General features: G+C 61.1%; 18 protein-coding genes. 7 read left to right on the top strand and 11 right to left on the bottom strand.

What is annotated here, in order from left to right:
- Both PspS34_RS19655 and PspS34_RS19650 read left to right on the top strand, forming a co-directional pair.
- Positions 1-393, top strand: coding sequence for a RidA family protein (locus PspS34_RS19655; protein ID WP_090456976.1), 393 nt, complete (start codon positions 1-3; stop codon positions 391-393).
- Entirely contained in the window at positions 386-997 is a 612-nt protein-coding gene (locus PspS34_RS19650) for an RraA family protein (protein ID WP_154947772.1), read from the top strand. Before PspS34_RS19655 ends, PspS34_RS19650 begins: the two co-directional genes overlap by 8 nt.
- Here PspS34_RS19650 and PspS34_RS19645 read toward each other — a convergent pair.
- The 9 genes from PspS34_RS19645 to PspS34_RS19605 all read right to left on the bottom strand — a co-directional run bounded on the left by PspS34_RS19645 (position 994) and on the right by PspS34_RS19605 (position 11,058).
- Positions 994-1,911 carry a LysR family transcriptional regulator gene (locus tag PspS34_RS19645; protein WP_154861514.1) on the bottom strand — a complete coding sequence of 306 codons (918 nt, stop codon included), beginning with the start codon at positions 1,909-1,911 and terminating at the stop codon, positions 994-996. The genes PspS34_RS19650 and PspS34_RS19645 overlap by 4 nt on opposite strands.
- Positions 1,912-2,054: 143 nt before the next feature.
- Positions 2,055-3,185, bottom strand: coding sequence for a glycosyltransferase family 4 protein (locus PspS34_RS19640; RefSeq protein WP_150814922.1), 1,131 nt, complete (start codon positions 3,183-3,185; stop codon positions 2,055-2,057).
- The gene (locus PspS34_RS19635; RefSeq protein ID WP_150814923.1) at positions 3,186-4,316 is read right to left on the bottom strand and encodes a glycosyltransferase family 1 protein; all 1,131 of its coding nucleotides are present in this window, start codon (positions 4,314-4,316) and stop codon (positions 3,186-3,188) included.
- Complete coding sequence (locus tag PspS34_RS19630) at positions 4,300-5,676, bottom strand: glycosyltransferase family 1 protein (RefSeq protein ID WP_154947771.1); 1,377 nt, start codon at positions 5,674-5,676, stop codon at positions 4,300-4,302. The genes PspS34_RS19635 and PspS34_RS19630 overlap by 17 nt, the downstream gene beginning before the upstream one ends.
- The gene (locus tag PspS34_RS19625; RefSeq protein WP_154947770.1) at positions 5,673-6,932 is read right to left on the bottom strand and encodes an ABC transporter ATP-binding protein; all 1,260 of its coding nucleotides are present in this window, start codon (positions 6,930-6,932) and stop codon (positions 5,673-5,675) included. Before PspS34_RS19625 ends, PspS34_RS19630 begins: the two co-directional genes overlap by 4 nt.
- On the bottom strand, positions 6,932-7,729 hold the full coding sequence (locus PspS34_RS19620; protein WP_154947769.1) for an ABC transporter permease: 798 nt from the start codon (positions 7,727-7,729) through the stop codon (positions 6,932-6,934). The genes PspS34_RS19625 and PspS34_RS19620 overlap by 1 nt, the downstream gene beginning before the upstream one ends.
- Positions 7,730-9,172, bottom strand: a complete 1,443-nt coding sequence (locus PspS34_RS19615; protein WP_154947768.1) for a mannose-1-phosphate guanylyltransferase/mannose-6-phosphate isomerase — start codon at positions 9,170-9,172, stop codon at positions 7,730-7,732.
- A gap of 3 nt (positions 9,173-9,175) precedes the next feature.
- Positions 9,176-10,147 carry a GDP-mannose 4,6-dehydratase gene (gene gmd / locus PspS34_RS19610; RefSeq protein WP_057713902.1) on the bottom strand — a complete coding sequence of 324 codons (972 nt, stop codon included), beginning with the start codon at positions 10,145-10,147 and terminating at the stop codon, positions 9,176-9,178.
- Positions 10,144-11,058, bottom strand: a complete 915-nt coding sequence (locus PspS34_RS19605) for a GDP-mannose 4,6-dehydratase (RefSeq protein WP_150814928.1) — start codon at positions 11,056-11,058, stop codon at positions 10,144-10,146. The genes gmd and PspS34_RS19605 overlap by 4 nt, the downstream gene beginning before the upstream one ends.
- Positions 11,059-11,481: 423 nt before the next feature.
- Here PspS34_RS19605 and PspS34_RS19600 point away from each other — a divergent pair, with 423 nt between their 5' ends.
- Genes PspS34_RS19600 through PspS34_RS19580 form a run of 5 tightly spaced genes read left to right on the top strand, consistent with a single transcriptional unit; the run spans position 11,482 to position 17,282 of the window.
- A complete protein-coding gene (locus PspS34_RS19600) occupies positions 11,482-13,140 on the top strand; it encodes a glycosyltransferase (protein WP_154947767.1) in 1,659 nt (552 codons plus the stop codon).
- On the top strand, positions 13,134-14,438 hold the full coding sequence (locus PspS34_RS19595) for a glycosyltransferase (protein ID WP_150814930.1): 1,305 nt from the start codon (positions 13,134-13,136) through the stop codon (positions 14,436-14,438). The genes PspS34_RS19600 and PspS34_RS19595 overlap by 7 nt, the downstream gene beginning before the upstream one ends.
- Positions 14,435-15,301: a class I SAM-dependent methyltransferase gene (locus tag PspS34_RS19590; RefSeq protein WP_150814931.1), complete on the top strand. Its 867-nt coding sequence runs from the start codon at positions 14,435-14,437 to the stop codon at positions 15,299-15,301. Before PspS34_RS19595 ends, PspS34_RS19590 begins: the two co-directional genes overlap by 4 nt.
- Complete coding sequence (locus PspS34_RS19585; RefSeq protein ID WP_154947766.1) at positions 15,298-16,455, top strand: acyltransferase; 1,158 nt, start codon at positions 15,298-15,300, stop codon at positions 16,453-16,455. Before PspS34_RS19590 ends, PspS34_RS19585 begins: the two co-directional genes overlap by 4 nt.
- Complete coding sequence (locus PspS34_RS19580) at positions 16,449-17,282, top strand: class I SAM-dependent methyltransferase (RefSeq protein WP_057713908.1); 834 nt, start codon at positions 16,449-16,451, stop codon at positions 17,280-17,282. Before PspS34_RS19585 ends, PspS34_RS19580 begins: the two co-directional genes overlap by 7 nt.
- Before the next feature lie 74 nt (positions 17,283-17,356).
- On the opposite strand, the gene PspS34_RS19575 is transcribed toward PspS34_RS19580, so the two are convergent.
- Together PspS34_RS19575 and PspS34_RS19570 are read right to left on the bottom strand one after the other, a co-directional pair.
- Entirely contained in the window at positions 17,357-18,145 is a 789-nt protein-coding gene (locus PspS34_RS19575) for an SDR family oxidoreductase (RefSeq protein WP_150814933.1), read from the bottom strand.
- A gap of 46 nt (positions 18,146-18,191) precedes the next feature.
- Positions 18,192-19,739 carry an amino acid ABC transporter permease/ATP-binding protein gene (locus PspS34_RS19570; RefSeq protein ID WP_150814934.1) on the bottom strand — a complete coding sequence of 516 codons (1,548 nt, stop codon included), beginning with the start codon at positions 19,737-19,739 and terminating at the stop codon, positions 18,192-18,194.
- Between the last annotated feature and the right edge of the window lie 63 nt (positions 19,740-19,802).

Below are 19,802 nucleotides of genomic sequence, written 5' to 3'. Positions count from 1 at the left end.
ATGCGCAGAATTCAATCGGCCCCGGGCTACATCGGCCCGGTCGGGCCTTACTCCCAGGCGGTGGTCAGCGGCCACCTGGTGTTCACCGCCGGGCAGATTCCGGCCCACGGCAGCCTCGACGAACAGCCTGCTGATTTCCCCGAGCAGGTACGGCAAACCTTGCGCAACCTCGAAGCGATCCTGATCGAGGCGGGCTCCGGTTTCAGCCATGTGATCAAGGTCAATGCCTACCTGACCGACCCTGCGCAACTGGAGCCGTTCAACGCCGTGTACCGCGAGTTCCTCGGCCATGCGCCACCGGCGCGCACCACGGTGTGCGTGGCATTGTGGGGCGTATCGCTGGAGATCGACTGTGTTGCCGAACTGATTGCCGGGGAGCCGCAGCATGGATGAGTCGCAACTGATCGAACAGCTCAAGGCCGTGAGCTTTCCGACCCTCGGGCACTTTCTCGAAGAGGGTTTTGCCGATCCGCAACTGCGGGCCATGGTGCCCAATGTGAAAGTCGTTGGCCGTGCGTTGACCCTGAAACTGGTGGGCGCCGATGCCATTGCCGTCAACCGGGCCCTGGCGCAAATCAGGCCGGGCGACGTGCTGGTGATCGACACCGGTGGCGATCATCGGCATGCGCCGGTCGGTGCGGTGACCAGTTGCGCGGCACGCTTTGCCGGCGCGGTGGGTATTGTGGTGGACGGCGCAGTGACCGATCTGCTGGAGCTGCGTGAAGCCGGGTTGCCGGTGTTCGCCCGAGGCACCAGCCTGTTGACCACCAAGCTGCACGGTCATGGCGACAGCGCCGTCAATCAGCCCATCCACTGCGCCGGCGTGACGGTGCAGCCGGGGGATTGGGTGCTGGCGGACGACAACGGCGTGTTGTTTCTCGACACGGCATCGGCGGCGGTAGTCATCGATCAGGCGCTGGCTTCGGATCGCAGCGAGCCGCGCTTGCTCGAACGCTTGCAGGCCGGTGAACCGGTGACGCAAGTCTTGCGCGTTTAGTCCGTCAGCCGTTGTTGCAGGCTTTCGAGAAAGATCGTCTCGGCACGGCTCATGCGCTGTTCGCGGTTCCACAGCAAATGAATGTCCACATCGGCAATCCCCTCGTGGGGCGGCAGGCGCCAGAGCAATCCGGCGTCGACGTCGGCCGCCACCACGTGTTCGGGCAGACAGCCGATACCGAAGCCGGCGATCACCAGTCGCCGGACTTCTTCCAGGCTCGGTGAGGACGCGACGATGCGACCACTGAAACCCTGCTGATCGCGAAAAATCGTCAGCGGCGAGAGCATGCCGCCGATCTGGTCACTGGTGAAACTGACGAAGTTCTCCCGTTGCAAATCCCCTTCGGCGACGTCCTGCTGGCCGAACAGCCCATGGTGCTTGCCGCAGAAAAAAGCATAGCGCTGACGCAGGAACAAGCGCTGCTCCAGGCGTGGCTGCGGGCGCCGATTGAGGCTCAGGCCGAGGGTCGCGGTTTTTTCCTGGAGGGCGCTGACGATGTCGGAACTGCGCATCACGTCGACTTCCAGATCCACTCGCGGGTATTGGCGGTGGAAGTCGGCGAGAAAGTCATCAAAGCGCTCGGAGAAGATCCGGCTGATGATCAGCAACCGCACTTTGCCGATCACTTCGTCGGCCGGTTGTTCCAGCACGCTACTGACCTGGGACATTTGCCCGTAGATTTCCCCGGCCAGGGCGAAGATCTGCTCGCCGACTTCAGTCAGGGCAAAACGTGGCCCGCGACGGGCAATCAATTGGCGGCCCAGTTGTTCCTCCAGGCGCTTGAGCGCCTGACTCACTGCCGGTTGCGTCAGGTGCAGGCGGGCGGCAGCGCGGCTGATGCTCTGCTCCTGGCCAATCACCCGAAAGGTGCGCAGCAGGTTCCAGTCCAGGCGGTCGTTGAGCAGGCGTTGCATAGGCGGTCAGCAGCAAGTCAGGGGCCAATGGGGAGAGTCGACGGCTTGTACACGCAGTGCGCAAGCCATGGACATCTACAGTCGCGGGATCGTACCACTGTTGGAACGCGGTGGCAGAGGCAAGTCGGTCCTGTAAAAAAGCGTCATGCGTAGGCGAGGGCTTTCTCTTCCAGCAGTTCCTCATACAACACCGACCATTTGCGACCCATTTCGTCTGCCGTGAACAGGTTCTGATAACGGGCCTGCGCTTTCTCGCCCATTTGCGCCGCCAGCACAGGGTTTTCCCAAAGCGTGCGCATCGCCTCGCGAAACGCCGATGGATTGCTCGGCGGCACCACCAGCCCGGTCTCGTCATGGATGTTGATGTAACTGGTGCCCGTGCCGATCTCACTGGAGATCATCGGTTTGCCATACATTGCGCCTTCAAGCAGCGAAATGCCGAAGGCTTCGGAGCGCAGGTGCGATGGGAACACGATGGCGTAGCTCAGTTGCAGCAACGCTACCTTGTCCTCGTCCCCCAGGCGTCCGAGGAAGTGCACATTGCGCAGACCCAAGGCGGCCGCCTGGGCATGCAGCTCTGCTTCCAGTGGGCCGGCACCGACAATCACCGTCGGATAATCCAGATCCTTCAGGGCGTCGAGCAGGATGTGCAAACCTTTGTAGTAGCGCATCACACCCACAAACAGAAAGAACTTGTCGCCAAGTTTTTGCCGCCAGTGAGCCATTCGATCGCTGTCCGGCTGTGGGTAGCCTGCCTTGTTCAATCCATAGGGGATCACTTGGGTCTTGTGCTGAAACTGTTGCAACACATCACTGGTGTGCAGGTAATTGGGCGATGCAGCGACGATCCGGTCGGCGCTGTGCAGAAAGCGGTTCATCAGCGGCCGGTAAAGTCTGAGCAGGTGTTTCTGGCGGATAATGTCCGAGTGGTAGGTCACCACGCTGGGTTTTTTCAAGTCGCTGGCGAAATGCACCAGGTCCATGAACGGCCATGGAAAGTGGTAATTGACCACGTCGGCCTCGGCTGCCAGTTCGCGAAACTGCTTGAAGACGCTCCAGGAAAACCCTGTGGAGGCGAACTGAATGTCGAGCCTGGCTCGATGGACTTCATGTTGAGCGATCTGCATCGCCGCGGGTGTCGGATCGGCACTGAGTGTCAGCACTTTACCTTCAACGCCGTGCAGGGCACCGCTTTCGCACAACTGGAAAATTACCTGCTCGATCCCGCCGACCGAGTCAGGCAGGTACGTCTTGAAAAAATGAAGAACCCGCATTCAACCTCCCATAGCCTGGCGGTAAGCGCTGGCGGTGACTTGCGCGCAGCGTTCCCAGGTAAAAAGCCCTGCCTGTAGCAATCCGGCTTCCCGGCATGCCTGCCAATGCGCTGGATCCTCGATCAGACGGCTCATTGCATTGCGCAAGCCGTCGGGGTCATCAGGTTCGATATAGTTGCCCGCAGAGCCTGCCACTTCGGGCATGGCCGAGCGTCGAGTCAAAATGACCGGCGTGCCGCAGGCCATGGCTTCCAGTACCGGCAGGCCAAATCCTTCGTACAGCGACGGAAAAATCAATGCCCGGGCGCCGGCCAACAACTGCGCAACGTGCTCGTCAGGCAGATAGCCCAGCAAACAGACATGCCCGCTGGCCAGGGCCTGGTGCAATTCTTCGCTGAACTGCTCGCGCTGCCAGCCGGCCATGCCGACGATCAGCAACGGAAAACGCTGGCGCACGGTTTCCGGCAGCCGGGCATGAGCGCGCAGGGCCAGGGTCAGATTCTTGCGTGGCTCCAGGGTACCGACGCAAAGGAAATACTCCCGCGCCTCGACGCCGTGGGCCTTGAGGACCTGATCGATGGCCTCGGGTTCACGGGGGTGGAAGCGCGCGGCCACACCCAGCGGTGCGACAACAAATCGCTGCGCCGGTAGCCTGAAATGTGCCTGGGCTTCGTCGGCAATGTATTGCGAGTCGGTCAGAATCAGGCTGGCCTGTTGCACGCCGTCGGCCACGCGCCGTTCGATTTCACGCAAACGCGCCGGTGGCTGAGTTTGCGGATAGTGCAGGTGAGTCAGGTCATGCAGGGTGATGACTGTCGGGCCATCGAACGACAGCGGCCACAGGCTTGGCTCGTGATACAGATCGATCGCCTGGGCGGGACGCTGGTCGAAACGCTTTTGCTCCAGCCAGCGCCGTGCCTGATAGGCGCCCGGGATCTGTCGCAGCAACGGCGTCAGACGCGAGTAACCGGGCATCGCCGCCTCAGGCAGGGTCGAACTCCAGCCCCAGCCGTGGAACAACGACAACTCGACGTCCGATTCGCGGGCCAGGGCCGTCGCCAGTTCGGCGACGTAGTGGCCGATGCCCGTGCGCGGGGCCTGAAGGATGCGGGCGTTAAGGGCAATTCGCATGTTGACTCTCAGGCACCTTCGCATCGCTGTGCAGATTGCGCTGGATGCGTTCGACCAGTTGCGCACTCGCCTCGCGCCAGCTCAGCCAACGCCAGTTATCCAGGTTGAGGGGCGCGGGAAATGCGCCGCCGCTTTCCATGTCGATGACCAGATCGGCCAGGTTCTGCGGGTTGGAGAGGTCGAAATACGCCATGTACTCGCCACCGATTTCGCGGAACACCGGGATGTCGCTGGCCATGGCCGGCAGGCCTCGCTGCATGGCTTCCACCAGCGGCAAACCGAACCCTTCGACGTAGGACGGGAACACCAGCGATGTCGCGTGGGAATAGGCGTGTTCCAGGCTCTTGTCCGAAAGGTTGTTGAACATGAACAAACGCAGGTTCAATTGCGGATGCTGGCGTATACGCTCGATCAGCGCCTCGCATTTCCAGCCAATCTTGCCGACGATGCATAACCGGGCTTTGGAGCCGGCCGCCCAGGCGCGCTCGAACGCGTCCAGCAGATACGCATGGTTCTTGCGCGGCTCGATGGTGCTGACCATCAGGAACACAGGGTCTGGCGTCTTGAACATCTGCAGCAGCCCCGGGTCGACGGTAGACCGGGCATCGGTCAGGTCGAGTTCGGAGCCGAGGTGGAAATAGTCGAACCAGCGTTGCTGAACCTGCGCGGTACCGATCCTGCGGGTCATCTCCTGGCGGACCTGGTCGCGGATGGTGGTCGAGATCGCCACGTAGCCATCGGCGGTGCGGGCGATCCAGTCGAACCATTCGTTGAAGACCTTCACCAATCCTGCGTCGCAAAACTGCGGGTGGGTCAGGGGAATCAGGTCGTAGATCACCGAAACGATACCGACCCCGTCACGCTTGAGTTGTTCGGCCAGGGGGAAGAAGTTGGCGTGCCAGGACGAGTCCAGCAGCACCAATTGGTCGCCGGCGCGATGCTGCAACGGCACGCAACGCTCGGGAACCTTCTGGCCCTTGAGTGCCCGATCGAGCAGGCGCATCGGCAGGCTCAGGCAGGCGAACGCGGTCAGACGGCAACCGACGTAAAGCACCCGGCGGGCGAACTTCGATTGGCTGAAAGGACGGCGACGTTCCAGCGCGCGGTGGCGCAGCCAGAACTGATTGGCGAACTGTTCGAGCTTCACCCGCAGGCTCACCAGATCCACTTTGACGGTCGGCAAAGGCGCCAGGCTTTTCACCTCGAACAACGCGCCATTGATCATCACCACCGGAACGCATTCGCGCCGGGCGTTCGCAGCCGGCAATTGCTGAATCACATTGCGAACGACCCGCTGGATGCCCGAGTTGGCATCCGGGTGTTCGAAGACGTAGGTACATTCCACCAACAGTCTGGTCATCGCGTCACTCCAACGGATTCCACCCGGTTTTCGCTGGAACGGGTCACGCTGGTCTGCGCTTCGAGCCAGGAGCACCCTACGAAGTCCTCCTGGCGATTGTTGATCACGTGGAAGACCAGCCCGTAGTCACGCCATTCGAAATTGCGATCCAGGTGCGAATCCAGCCGCGACAGGCTCAGGGCCACCGAATAATTGCCTTTGCCCAGGCGCATGTCGAAGGCAAAACGGTAGGTGACGCGTTCGCCGGCACTCAGGTCGGTGAGGGCTTTGTCGACCCGGTGGGTATTGATGCCGTACATGGGCTGGCCAAGGCGATCCTTGATCATGAAGCCGAGAATCAGTCGCTCGATGTCCTGGCGCACCTCGACCTGCACTTCCAGGACCATCGCCTGGCCGACTTCAGCCACCTCCACCGAACGCCCCTTGGGGTCAAGCAGGCGGACGCTGAGAATGCCCGCTTCGCCTGTCCCGGAAATGGTTTGCACCTGCCCGTTGGCGAGCATTTCCTGACGCACCGTCTGGCCCTCGCGCTGGGCGAGCATGGCGTTGTAGTAGTCCATCACTTCTTCAGGCTTGCCGCGCATGGCCATGCGCCCGTTCTCCAGGAGGATGGCGGTGTCGCAGATCGACTGGATCGCCGAACGGTCATGGGACACGATCAGCAACGTGGTACCTGCCTTGCGGAAGTTGCGGATGCGATCGAAGCTTTTGTGCTGAAAGTAGGCGTCACCCACGGACAGCGCTTCATCGACGATCAGGATGTCCGGCCGCCGCGCGGTGGCCACGCTGAACGCCAGGCGCATCTGCATGCCGCTGGAATAGGTTCGCACCGGATGGTCGATGGCCTCGCCGATTTCGGCGAAGCTTTCGATCTCTGGCATCAGCGCTTCGATTTCTTCGACCTGCATGCCGAGCAACTGGCCGGCCATGAAGGTGTTCTGCCGACCGGTGAAGTCCGGGTGGAAGCCCATGCCCAGCTCCAGCAGCGCCGCTACGCGACCTTGCAGCTGGATGTCGCCGCAGGTGGGCTGGGTAGTGCCGGTGATCATCTTCAACAGCGTGCTTTTACCCGCACCGTTGACCCCGACGATGCCCACGGCTTCACCCGGCTGAATCTCGAAATCGACCCCTTGCAGCACCCAGTGCAGGTGATGCCGGGTGCGGGAAAACGGCACCAGCCATTCGAACAGCCGGCTCCAGCGATTCGGGTACTGCTTGTAGGCCTTGCCCAGGCCACTGACACGTATATGTCCCATCAGAGCTCGTCCACCATTTCACCGACACGCTGGCGGAACAGCCGCAGCGCCATCCCACAGAACAACAGGCCGATCACCAGCAACGGGACCAGCGAGCTCCAGTCTGGCCATTGGTTGTAGAGAAACAGGTTCTGGTAGCTGTTCATCAGTGCCGTCATCGGGTTCAGCTCGATAAAGCGCTGGATGCCCGGCGGCAGGATCGACAGCGGATAAACGATGGGCGTCAGCCAGAACCAGAATTGCAGGCAGATGCCGAAAAACTGCCCGACGTCGCGAAAGAACACGTTGAGCACGCCCAGAATCATCCCCAGCCCCGCAGCGAAGATCACTTGCAGGACCAGCAACGGTACCAGCGCCAGCAGCGCCATGCCGGGCAGCCGTCCGCTGATCAGCAGGAAACCGAGGAACAACCCCAGGATGATCGCGAAATTGATCCCGGCATTGAGCAGCACGATGACCGGCAGGCAGATGCGCGGGAAGCTGATTTTCTTCAGCAGGTTGGCGTTTTCCAGGAACATGCTCTGGCTGCGCGTCGTGATCTCGGCGAACAGACCCCAGGTCAGCAGGCCGGCGCACAGGTAGACGCTGTAGGCCAACCCGTCATCCACGCCCGGCAAGCGGGCGCGCATGATGGTGGAGAAGATCACCGTGTAGACCAGGATCATCGACAGCGGATTGAGCACGGTCCACAAGGCACCGAACAGCGAGTTGCGATAACGCGCCTGAAACTCCCGTTTGACGCTGCCGAGGATGAAACCCCGGTAACTCCACAGCGATTGGTAAAGATTACGCAGCATTCAAACCGTCCTGCCGTATTGATCTTCGAAGCGGACGATGTCGTCCTCTCCCAGGTATTCGCCGCTTTGCACTTCGATGATCACAAGGTCGATCACGCCGGGATTCTCCAGGCGATGCTTGTGACCGGCGGCAATGAAGGTCGATTCGTTCTTGGCCACCAGGTGCGTGCCGGTGCCATTGTTGGTGACCTTGGCCATGCCTTCGACCACCACCCAGTGTTCATTGCGATGGTGGTGCATCTGCAACGACAACTTGGCGCCGGGCTTGACCACGATGCGTTTGATCTTGAAGCGCGGACCTTCTTCGAGCACGGTGTAGGTGCCCCATGGCCGGCTGACCGTACGGTGCAGGCGATAGGCTTCGTGCTCTTTATCCTTGAGTTGCCTGGCCACCCGGCGCACATCCTGGGCGCGGTCGGCATGGGCTACCAGCACCGCGTCGGCGGTGTCGACGATGATCAGGTTATCCACACCCACGGTCGCGACCAGGCGGTTATCGCTCTGGACGAAGTTGTTGTGGCTGTCGATGAAAATCGATTCGCCGACGGTGCGGTTGTTCTGTGCATCCGCTGGAACCAGCGCGGCCACCGCCCCCCAGGAGCCGATGTCGCTCCAGTCGAAACGGGCCGGCACCACGACCACTTTGTCGGAGCGTTCCATCAACGCGTAGTCGATGGAAATGTCCATGATTTCGCCAAACAGGACCGGTGACAGTTCCTGTTGCAGACTTCCGGCGTTTTCCACCGCGGCGCTGGCGGCCATGCAGGTTTGCGTCTGCTCCAGCAAGTCGGGAGCATGGGTTTGCAGTTCGGCCAGCAGGCTGGCGACCGAGAAGCAGAACATCCCGGAGTTCCACAGGAAGTTGCCGCTTTCCACGTAATGCGTCGCGGTTTGCAGGTCGGGTTTTTCGACGAAGCGCCGCACGCGGGCAGCGCCTTTATCGTCCAGCGATGTTCCGGCTTCAATGTAGCCGAAGCCGGTTTCCGGAGCGGTCGGCACGACACCGAAGGTCACCAGGTGACCGCGCCTGGCCAATGCCACGGCATGCTCGACCGCGTCCTTCAGTGCGTCGACATTGACGATCAGGTGGTCGGCGGGCATGACCAGCATGATCGCGTCGTCGCCATGCAGGGCCTGGAGGGAGAGGGCGGCGGCGGCAATGGCCGGTGCCGTATTGCGCCCCGTCGGCTCCAGCAGGAAGTGTCCGCGATGGCGACCAAGGTGCGCGTCCCGAAAGTGATCCTTGCTCTGGAAGTAGTACTCGCGGTTGGTCACCGTGACGATATCGCCCCAGCCGTCGAGCAGGTCCGCGGCACGCCGATAGGTCTTGCCCAGCAGCGACTGGCCGTCGGGCAATGCCATGAACGGTTTGGGATGGCCTTCACGCGACACCGGCCACAACCTTGTCCCGGCACCGCCGGAGAGAATCACGGGAATCAGCATGGCCTACTCCTTGGCGACGCGTTTCATGTCCGCATCCATCATCATGCGGATCAAGGTATCCAGGTCGGTTTTTGGTTTCCAGCCCAGCACACGCTGGGCCTTAGCCGGGTTGCCGAGCAGCACTTCGACTTCGGCCGGGCGGAAGAACGCCGGGTCGATCTTCACGAAATCGCGGTAGTTCAGGCCCACGTGATCGAAGGCGATCCGGCACATCTCGCGCACGGTGGTGGTGACGCCGGTGGCTACCACGAAGTCATCGGGCTTGTCCTGTTGCAGCATCAGCCACATGGCTTCGACGTAGTCCCCGGCAAAGCCCCAGTCGCGCTTGGCGTCGATGTTGCCCAGGCACAGTTCCTGCTGCTTGCCCTGCTTGATGCGGGCGGCGGCGTCGGTGACTTTGCGCGTCACGAACTCGATGCCGCGCAGCGGTGATTCATGGTTGAACAGAATGCCGCTGCTGGCGTGCAGGTTGAAACTTTCGCGGTAGTTCACGGTGATCCAGTGGCCGTACAGCTTGGCCACGCCATAAGGGCTGCGCGGATAGAAGGGGGTGTTCTCGTCCTGCTGCTCGGCCTGGATCAGGCCGAACATTTCGCTGGTGGACGCCTGGTAGAAACGCGTGTGCGGGCTGAACTGACGGATCGCCTCGAGCAGGTGGGTAACGCCTAGGCCGTCGACGATGCCGGTGGTCACCGGTTGATCCCAGGAAGCCGCGACAAAGCTTTGTGCAGCAAGGTTGTAGATCTCGTCCGGTGCCGATTTGATCACCGCGCGCTGCACTGAACAGGCATCGGCCATGTCGCCGTCCAGGTAGACGATGTCCGCCTCGACCCCCATCTCGCGCAGGCGCCAGCGCGAGTCGCTGCTGCGACGCGCCACCAGGCCGTGGACTTTGTAGCCCTTGTCGAGCAACAGTTTCGCCAGATAAGCGCCATCCTGGCCGGTGATACCTGTGATCAATGCACTTTTAGTCATTCTTGTCGTACTCGCTTCTCCCAGTCGGACAGGATCGCCCGCAGGGATTGTTGTGTTGTGATTTCAGGCTTCCAATCGGTGGTTTGGGTCAGCCTGGCAGGGCTGCCACTCACACGTCGCTGATCCGCGCGGCGAAGTCGCGCAGGGTCCTGGACCAATTGCAGGTCGACCTGGGCAAGATCTGCCAGCTGTTCGATCAAACTGCGAATGCTCTGCTCGCGCCCCGAGCAAATGTTGTAGACCTGCCCCGGCGTACCTTTTTCCAGCAATGCCAGGTAGGCCGAGACCACGTCCCCGACATCGAGGAAATCGCGCGTGACGTCGATGTCCCCGACTTCCAGTTGTGGCCCTTGCAGGCCTTGCTTGATCCGGCAGATCTGACGTGCGGCGTGGGCGATGACGAAGCTGTCTTTCTGACCGGTGCCGATGTGGTTGAACGGGCGGGCGACCAGTACGGGCCAGCCTTCGCTCACGCCCCATTGCAAGCTCAGGAACTCGGCCGACAGTTTGCTCACGGCGTATGGGTTGCGCGGGCAGGGTGGCTGCAATTCAGTGATGGGCAGATGCTCTTCAGCGACCTGGCCATAGACATCGCCGGAGCTGACGTACAGGAACGTGCCGCTGAAGCCGCGTGCCTTGAGGGCTTGCAGCAGGTTCAGGGTGCCCAGCAGATTGATATTCAGGGTACCGGCCGGATCACGAAAAGCCTCCGGGACGAACGTCTGGCCGGCCAGGTGGATCACCGCATCGGGCATGACCGGCCACAAGCCTTCGAGGCTGTCCGGCGCGGCAAGATCGTAGCGGCCGGGAACAGGCAGCAGCTCCCATTCCGAGGCGTCAGCCTGCAAACGCGATTGGATGTGTTGTCCTACGAATCCAGTCAGACCCGTGACAAACAGACGTTTTTTCAACAGCGACCCCCGGTCATACATTTCATCCATTTCCTACTGGCTTAATGGAAGGGTCTCACGAATCAACAGGATCGCTCGTAAGACAGATGAAATGTTTTGTTGTAGTTGTTTGGTAGCCAATCTGTGCCATTTGCTCGGCAATTTCAACAGGTCCAACCGTGACTGATCAGTTCTCGTCTGCGTAGCCTGATTTATTCTCGTCGGGCGGTTCACGAATCCTCAACGGATGTGGTTAGAATGCCCCTCGTCACGATTACCCGGGGTTCGGCAGCGTCGCTTCGAAACTGCGAGAAACTGACCACTAAAACAAGAACGAAGACGGGCAGGAAGACGATGGACGAGCGCCAGTAAACACGGACTCGAACCGTATCCTCCCCGTCATAGCGTGAGGCTGCCGGGATGGCGGCGTCACCGTGGGATGCCATGAATTTTATTCTTTACTCCGACGTCAACGACAGCTCCATCAGCCGGAGTCTCGGCCGTCCAGAATACAGTTACTACTTCGTGCTCAAGGCGTACCGACCGTTGTTCGAAAGCCTCGGGCCGGTGCATGTGGTGTCATCGGCCGCCGAGGTCGACCCGCTGTATCGGCAGTTGCAGCAGGCCGGTCAGGACTGCCTGTTCATTTCGTTCGCGCCACCGCACAAGACCCCCACCGACTTGCAATGCCCGATGGTGTGCGTGGTGGCCTGGGAGTTCGACAGCATTCCCGCCGAGCACTGGGACAACGATCCGCGTCAGGACTGGAGCCAGACACTGGCGCGCCTGGGGCGAGTGATCACCTTGTCCACCCACACCGCCGAAGCCATCCGCCGGACCCTGGGCGACGACTTCCCGGTGCTGGTGCTGCCGACGCCTTTGTGGGAACGCTTCGCCGGCATCCGCCAGCAATATCCCGGTACGCCGGTGAACGCGGGTGCCACGTTGCAGATCAAGGGTTGCATCCTGGACAGCCGCTCGATGGGGTTGTCCGCCGATGGTTTGATCGCGCCGATCATCGAGCAAGCACCAGAGGAAATCGTCGAGCAGGAACCAGAGCCGGAACCAGAACCTGAATCAGCGCCACCGCCACCGTTGACCCTGCGGCGGCGCCTTTTCATCACCAAACATTACCTGCGCGAAGCCTGTCGAGCCCTGTCGGCAGACAGCGAGCACTCGTCGCTGTTCCTGCTTAAACACTACCTGCTGTTGTGGTATCGCGAAGCTGTTCGCGATCTGGTGCCGGATGCCGTTCGGCCGTGGCTGGCCAGGTTTCGCACGCCTCAACCGTTGCCGATCGAACCTGCGGTCAGCGAAGCTCCCGCGCCGGATGAACCCGTCATCAGCGCGACTTGCGCGCAGGACGAGCATCCACAAGCGGCTTTCCCCGACACCAGTCAAACGGTGGAAATCGAGGTCGATGGCGTTATCTACGTGAGCGTGTTCAATCCCGATGACGGGCGCAAGAACTGGCATCACCTGATCACGGCGTTCTGCTGGGCGCTGCGTGATGTGCAAGACGCCACGCTCGTGTTGAAGATGACCCAGAACGACCTGTCGACCTATTACGTCGAGCTCATGACCTTGCTGTCCCAGCTCTCGCCCTTCGCCTGTCGCGTGGTGGTCATGCACGGTTATCTGCAGGACGAGCAGTTCGCCCGGCTTTATGGTGCGGCGAGTTACTACGTCAACGCTTCACGTTGCGAAGGCTTGTGCCTGCCGCTGATGGAGTTCATGTCCTGCGCCCGGCCTGTCATCGCCCCGAACCACACGGCGATGCGCGACTACATCGACGAGCGTGTGGCTTTCGTCGTCAAGTCCAGCCAGGAGCCGACGATCTGGCCGGAAGATGCGCGCATCCTGTACCGCACATTGCGCCACCGTCCGGACTGGGGCTCGTTGAAAACGGCTTATGAGAACAGCTACGCGATGGCAAAGAATCAGCCGGACGCCTGGCAGGCCATGGCGGACGCGGCCAGCGAACGCATGCGCCAGTACTGCAGCTTCGCGCCGGTGCAGCAACGGCTGGCGCTGTTCTTCAAACAGGAACCTGCCCGTGACGTCGTGCCGGTGGTTGCCGAAACGGGGGCTGCATCGTGCTGATCATCATTCATTCGGAAACCAACAAGAGCAACATCCAGCAGAATCTTGGGCGGCCCGAGTACAGCTATTACTTCGTCCTCAAGGAATTCCGCCCGGTGCTCGAACGGCTGGGGCAGGTGATCGAGGTCAGCAACCCGGACGAGCTGGTCGATCGGCTGTATTTCGATTGCCTGAGCCGGGGCGAAGACTGCGTGTTCCTGTCCTTCTCCCCGCCGCATCGCACGCCGGTCCACTACGCGTGCCCGACGATTCCGGTGTTCGCCTGGGAGTTCAGCACCATTCCCACCGAGAGCTGGCAGGGCGAACCACGGCATGACTGGCGGACGGTGTTGGGCTCCTGCGGGACGGCGATCACCCACTCCAGTTTTACCGTGAATGCCGTACGCGATGTGATGGGCCCCGATTACCCGATCAGTGCTATCGCAGCACCTGTCTGGGACCGTTTTGCCGCCCGTGGCGAGCTTCTGGACAAGCGTCCGGTCGTGGGCCCCACGCGCCTGAACCTGCGCGGGCTATTGATCGACAGTCGCACCACGGACTTGCGTCCCTACGGCCCCGAACGCTTGCGCGAGGGCACGCCGATCGCCTTCGACCAACCGCCGCGTGACTGTGAGCTGCTGCTCGAGGGCGTGGTCTACACCTCGGTGTTCAATCCCTACGACGGACGCAAGAACTGGAAGGACATGATCAGTGCGTTCTGCACTGCCTTTCGCGACACGCCCGACGCGACCCTGGTGCTCAAGCTCACGCACCATGACATCGCCAACGCTTTGAACGACATGCTGCACCACGTCTACAAGAATCAGTCCTACCAGTGCCGCATCGTGCTGGTCCACGGCTTTCTGTCCGACATCGACTACGAGCGCCTGGTCGAGGCCACCAGTTACGTCGTCAACTGCTCCTACGGCGAAGGGCAATGCCTGCCGTTGATGGAGTTCATGTCCTGCGGCAAGCCGGCCATTGCGCCGCTGAACACCGCCATGGCCGACTACATCGACCGTGACAACGCGTTTATCGTCGAAGGCACCGACGAACTGACATCCTGGCCCCACGATCCTCGCGCCGCGTATCGTACCCTGCGTTACGTCACGGATTGGGACTCACTGTGTACGGCATTTTCCGCCAGCCATGACGTCGCCAGGCAGGACGTCGAGCGCTATCAGCGAATGTCGGCCCATGCCGTGCGCAGCCTGCAGGGGTTCTGCAGCCAGGCCGTTGCCGAACAGCGCCTGAAGGCGGTGTTCGAGCAGTTGCTGCAACGGCGTGAAGCAAACTGCGCACAAGCGTCGGGCACATGATTCGGCGCCTGCTTGCGAAGTTGCGACCCGCACCGGTAGCGGTCGCCCCACCAGAAACGCGGGTCTCGCCCAGGGACATCGGTTTGTACGATGCCCTGCTCGACGGCTGGTTTCTCGGCGACAGCGGTGAATTGCTCAAGGGGTTTGCCATCACCGCCGACGACACCTTGCTGGATGTTGGCTGCGGTGAAGGCGTGGCGACTTTGTTCGCGGTCCGCCAGGGTGCTTCGGTGATTTTCACCGACAGTGAACACGACAAGGTCCGCGAGCTTGCCCGACAAGTGGCGGCGCAATCAGACAAGCCGAGCCTGGGGTTGGTCAGCAACAGTTTGCCGCTGCCATTGGCCGAGGGCTGCGCCAGCAAAGTCGTGTGCATGGAAGTACTGGAACACATCGATCAGCCAGAACCCTTCATGGCCGAACTGGTGCGCATGGGGCGCCCCGGCGCGCTGTACCTGCTGAGCGTACCGTCCCCGGTGGGCGAACATTTGCAGAAGGGCATCGCTCCGGCCAGCTATTTCCAATCGCCCAATCACGTACAGATTTTCAGCCCCGAGCGATTCGCCGCGCTGGTGGAAGACGCGGGCCTGGTCATCGAGCATCGCCAGGCGTCCGGTTTTTTCTGGGTCATGGGCATGATTTTTTTCTGGGCCAGCGAGCGGGCTGCCGGGCGTGAATTGGGTGGCGCGGTTCGCGACCGGATTCAGGCGCCGTATCCGCCGCTGATGGAGAGCTGGGCGAAAACCTGGCAGGACTTGCTGGCCCAGCCCGACGGGTTGGCGATCAAGCAGATGCTGGATCAGTTCATGCCCAAGAGCCAGGTGATCATTGCTCGCAAACCTCATGTCCAGGAGGGCGCATGAGCAACGAAAAACGGATCATGGACATCGAGTTGTTGCGCGGCATTGCGGTGCTCGGCGTGCTGTTTCATCACCTGCAGGACAGCCTGTTCGCGGCGGCCGTGCCGTTGTTGCAGGCCATCACGCTGTACGGTCAGCCGTGGTGGGGCGTGGATCTGTTTTTCGCGATCTCGGGCTTCGTCATTGCCCGCAGCCTGATCCCGGCCTTGCGCCATTGCACATCGCGTCAGGAATATTGGCAACAGACGCGTAATTTCTGGTTGAGACGGGCCTTTCGATTGCTCCCTTCAGCCTGGTTATGGCTGGCGCTGATGTTGCTGGCGTGCCTTTTTCTCAACCGCTCCGGCGCGTTCGGCACCCTGCACGCGAACATTCAGGCGACCCTGGCCGGCATCGCCCAATACGCCAATTTCCGCTTTGCCGACAGTTTTTATCACTACGAGTACGGTACCAGTTTCGTGTACTGGAGCCTGTCGCTGGAAGAGCAGTTCTACCTGCTGTTTCCGCTGATGATCGTGCTGTTTCGCAAGCACCTGGTGTGGGCGTTGCTGGCGCTGGTTGCGGTGCAATTGTTCACCTTGCGCACGCCGATCCTGATGGTAGTGCGCACCGATGCGCTGGCCCTTGGCGTGCTGTTGGCGATGTGGAGTACACAACCGTCGTACCTGCGCTGGGAGCCAAAATTCTTGCGTCGTCCATGGGCGGGCGTTGCCGCATTGATCGCGCTGTCGTTGCTGCTCAGCTTCCTGGCAACGGATCGTTTCACCTTCACCTCTTACCGGATCGGCGTGATTGCAGTGCTGTGCGCGCTGCTGGTCTGGATCGCTTCTTACAACCGCGATTACCTGTTGCCGGGCGGCGTGTTCAAAAACCTGATGACGTGGGTCGGCAGCCGTTCCTACGGGATTTACTTGATCCATATCCCGGCCTACTTGCTGGTTCGTGAATTCATTTTCCGTTTGCAGGCTGCCGGGCTGCCCAGTCCGGCTGGCCATCCGATCTTGATGTTGCTGATGGCTGGCGGCCTGATCGTGCTGCTGAGCGAACTCAACTATCGCGTCATCGAAATGCCCATGCGCAACCGCGGCGCCTCGCTGGTCAAGCGCCTGGGCACTTCCCGAACAGCCGTCACATCCTCTGGAGCCACCTCATGCTGAGCCTTTTGAAGAAACTCACGGCGGGCACGCCCGCGCCTGTGCAGCCAGAGACACCGCCCGCGGCGCCAGTGGCGGAGAAAGTCGACCCTTACATGCTCGGCCTGCACGATGCGATGCTCAGCGGCTGGTTCAATCAGCAGACCGGCGAACTGTTCAGCGGATTCCCGGTGACCCCCGAGGACACACTGCTGGATGTTGGCTGCGGCGACGGCGGCAACGTGCATTTCTGCGGGATGCGCGGGGCGAAGATCATCATCGCCGATATCGACGCGGCCAAGGTCGAAGCGACCCGCCTGCGCCTGAGCGATACACCGGCCCGCGACGTCGAATGCCATGTCACCGACTGCAACCCGCTGCCGATTGCCGATGCGACCGCCACGCGGGTGGTGTCGACCGAGGTTATCGAGCACGTGGACGATCCGGCGCAGTTCCTCGCTGAGCTGGTGCGTGTCGGTAAACCGGGCGCCTTGTATCTGCTGAGCGTCCCGCACCCCAGCTCCGAAGACCTGCAGAAAGATATCGCGGCGGCCGAGTATTTCCAGAAGCCCAACCACATCCGCATCATCAGCGAAGAGCAGTTCAAGGCCATGGTCAGCGATGCCGGCCTGGAAGTGATCAGCCACAGCCAGTACGGGTTCTACTGGTCGATGTGGATGCTGTTGTTCTGGGAAGCCAAGGTCGACTTCAGCAACCCGGACCATCCGTTGCTCAACCACTGGGCGGATACCTGGCAGGCGATCCTGGCTTCGCCACGGGGCGCACAGATCAAGCAGGCGCTGGATGCCGTGGTGGCGAAAAGTCAGGTGATCATTGCGCGTAAACCCTGATCAGCAATGCTCACCCGGGCGAGGCCGCGAACTCAAGCCTGATTGCCCGGGTACACCTGCATAGCCCTTGCCCATTATTGGCTGGAGCGAACGGCCCCTCCATCAATCAACAGATTCTGCCCGGTCAGGTAGCCCGCATGGTTGCTGCAAACGAAGGCACACAGCGCACCGAACTCTTCGGGTGAGCCGAAGCGTTTGGCAGGAATTTCGCTACGGCATTGGCCAAGGAATTCCTCGCTGTCCTGCCCCGTCTCCTGGGCAGCAGCGACCAGGTTGTCACGCAGTCGATCGGTGTCGAATGAGCCTGGTTGCAGGTTGTTGATCGTCACATTGCGACTGGCGATGTTTTCTTGCCGGGCAAGCCCTGCGATAAAACCCGTCAGACCACTGCGCGCGCCGTTGGACAGGCCCAGGCTTTCGATAGGGGACTTCACGGCACTCGACGTGATGTTGATGATTCGACCAAATCCACGTGTCGCCATACCGTCTACCGTGGCCTTGATCAACTCGATAGGCGTCAGCATGTTGGCATCCAGCGCCTTGAGCCAGGCGTCGCGATTCCATTCGCGAAAATCCCCGGGGGGAGGGCCTCCAGCGTTGTTGATCAAGATATCGAAATGCTCGTGGGCCATGAGCGCTGCCGCCCGACCCTCGGCCGTCGAAATGTCTCCGGCTACGGCGATGACCGTTACTTCAGGATTTAGCGCTCTGAGCTCACGGGCTGTTTCATTGAGCGTGTGCTCGCCGCGTGCGGTGATCACCACGTTCACGCCTTCATGGACAAGTGCCTGTGCGCAGGCTTTGCCCAGACCTTTGCTGGCGGCGCATACCAGCGCCCAGCGTCCTGCTATTCCCAGATTCATGTGCGTTTTCCTGAAATAAGAATGCTCAAAGAAAGTGGTTGCCTATTCATGCATGATCCACCGTTGCAGACCGGCTTGGCGATCGAGCACTGATGCCCATGAAGCGCCGCACTCGTTCTCCTTCGGCATCGCATCGTATGGTTTCAGGTGCGGCATCCAGTTGGATATTACCGTTCTCCATGAATACGACCCGGTCGGATATCGACATGGCAAAGTCCATTTCGTGGGTCACGATCAGCATGGTCATGCCTTCTTTGGCCAGGTCGCGGATCACGTTCAGCACGTCGTTGACCAGTTCCGGGTCGAGGGCCGAGGTCGGCTCGTCGAATAGCATGATCTGCGGTTCCATCGCCAGGGCTCGAGCGATCGCCACGCGCTGTTGCTGCCCACCGGAGAGCTGGTGCGGGTACTTGTGGGCATGGGCCAGCAGGCCGACCTTGTCCAGTAGCGCATAGGCACGATGTTCACTCAGCTCGCCCGGCTGGCCATGGTAACGGGGCGCCAGGGTGACGTTGTCGAGAATGGTGCGGTGCGGGAACAGGTTGAAGTTCTGGAACACCATGCCGATGTGCCGCACGCCTTTGCGCAGGCGGGTGCTGTTGGGTTTGTCCGACGCTTCGATGAATTTTTCGCCGAACAACAGAATGTCGCCGGTATCGATGGTTTCCAGGCCGTTGACGGTGCGGATCAGCGACGTCTTGCCGGAGCCGGATGGCCCGATGATCGAGACCACCTGGCCGTACTCGACATTCAGGTCGATGCCCATCAGCACCTGGTGGGTGCCATAGCTTTTCTGGATGTTCTTCAGTTGCAGGATGGGCGTCGCATTGTTGCCTGCCGCTTTGCGCGCAGTGTCGGGCAACGCTTCGGCGCTGGCCCTGAAGTTGGCTATGGCGGCCGCGTCGAGTGTGTGAGGCTTGCGGAAGTTCAGGTCCAGGTAGCGCTCCAGGCGCTGCAGGAAAAAACCGAACACGGTGACGATCAACACGTAATAGACGCCTACTGCCGCCAGGGTTTCCATGACCAGAAAGTTGGTGGCATAGAGGCGTTGGCCGACCGTGAGGATTTCGGTCAGGGAGATGACCGAGACCAGTGATGTCAGCTTGACCACCGTGATGTATTCATTGATCAGCGTGGGCAGCGAAATACGGAATGCCTGGGGGATCACGATCAAGCGTTGCATGCCGAACAGGCCGACACCCAGCGCGCGCCCGGCTTCCTTCTGGCCTTTGGCCACGGAGATCAGGCCACCACGATGGATTTCCGCCATGTACGCCGCTTCAGTGACCACCAGGGCCAGCAGGCCCGAGTAGAAGGGGTTGGACAGAATCGGTCCGCTACCGGGAAACAGTTGCGGCAGGTTGTAGACGAAGACCACCAGCACCAGCAACGGAATGCTGCGGAAGAACCAGATGTAGACCGCTGCGGGAATGCGCAGCAAGGGCGTGTGGGACAGCTTGGCCGTGGCCAGGACAAAACCCAGCAGCATGCCGATGAACCAGGCCAGGGCGCTGAGCTGGACCACCGTTACGCAGGCCTTCCAGAAGTCCGGCAGGGAGAACAGGGACAGGAAATATGACCAATCGAATTGCATGGGGCACCTCGATCTGCCGCCCCGGTGCAGGGGAGGCAGATGACCAGACTACAAGGACAGGTT

This window comes from Pseudomonas sp. S34, from assembly GCF_009866745.1.
GTDB classification, from domain to species: domain Bacteria; phylum Pseudomonadota; class Gammaproteobacteria; order Pseudomonadales; family Pseudomonadaceae; genus Aquipseudomonas; species Aquipseudomonas jessenii.
Note: the sequence above shows the minus strand (reverse complement) of the source record. Positions and strands in the feature narration are given on the sequence as shown.

What these genes read in the sequence shown, in the direction of transcription:
- gmd (WP_057713902.1), bottom strand. Translation starts at nt 10,147, where the DNA reads ATGACTAAAAGTGCATTGATCACAGGTATCACCGGCCAGGATGGCGCT.
- PspS34_RS19650 (WP_154947772.1), top strand. Translation starts at nt 386, where the DNA reads ATGGATGAGTCGCAACTGATCGAACAGCTCAAGGCCGTGAGCTTTCCG.
- PspS34_RS19600 (WP_154947767.1), top strand. Translation starts at nt 11,482, where the DNA reads ATGAATTTTATTCTTTACTCCGACGTCAACGACAGCTCCATCAGCCGG.
- PspS34_RS19575 (WP_150814933.1), bottom strand. Translation starts at nt 18,145, where the DNA reads ATGAATCTGGGAATAGCAGGACGCTGGGCGCTGGTATGCGCCGCCAGC.
- PspS34_RS19655 (WP_090456976.1), top strand. Translation starts at nt 1, where the DNA reads ATGCGCAGAATTCAATCGGCCCCGGGCTACATCGGCCCGGTCGGGCCT.
- PspS34_RS19615 (WP_154947768.1), bottom strand. Translation starts at nt 9,172, where the DNA reads ATGCTGATTCCCGTGATTCTCTCCGGCGGTGCCGGGACAAGGTTGTGG.
- PspS34_RS19625 (WP_154947770.1), bottom strand. Translation starts at nt 6,932, where the DNA reads ATGGGACATATACGTGTCAGTGGCCTGGGCAAGGCCTACAAGCAGTAC.
- PspS34_RS19590 (WP_150814931.1), top strand. Translation starts at nt 14,435, where the DNA reads ATGATTCGGCGCCTGCTTGCGAAGTTGCGACCCGCACCGGTAGCGGTC.
- PspS34_RS19620 (WP_154947769.1), bottom strand. Translation starts at nt 7,729, where the DNA reads ATGCTGCGTAATCTTTACCAATCGCTGTGGAGTTACCGGGGTTTCATC.
- PspS34_RS19635 (WP_150814923.1), bottom strand. Translation starts at nt 4,316, where the DNA reads ATGCGAATTGCCCTTAACGCCCGCATCCTTCAGGCCCCGCGCACGGGC.
- PspS34_RS19580 (WP_057713908.1), top strand. Translation starts at nt 16,449, where the DNA reads ATGCTGAGCCTTTTGAAGAAACTCACGGCGGGCACGCCCGCGCCTGTG.
- PspS34_RS19645 (WP_154861514.1), bottom strand. Translation starts at nt 1,911, where the DNA reads ATGCAACGCCTGCTCAACGACCGCCTGGACTGGAACCTGCTGCGCACC.
- PspS34_RS19630 (WP_154947771.1), bottom strand. Translation starts at nt 5,676, where the DNA reads ATGACCAGACTGTTGGTGGAATGTACCTACGTCTTCGAACACCCGGAT.
- PspS34_RS19570 (WP_150814934.1), bottom strand. Translation starts at nt 19,739, where the DNA reads ATGCAATTCGATTGGTCATATTTCCTGTCCCTGTTCTCCCTGCCGGAC.
- PspS34_RS19585 (WP_154947766.1), top strand. Translation starts at nt 15,298, where the DNA reads ATGAGCAACGAAAAACGGATCATGGACATCGAGTTGTTGCGCGGCATT.
- PspS34_RS19640 (WP_150814922.1), bottom strand. Translation starts at nt 3,185, where the DNA reads ATGCGGGTTCTTCATTTTTTCAAGACGTACCTGCCTGACTCGGTCGGC.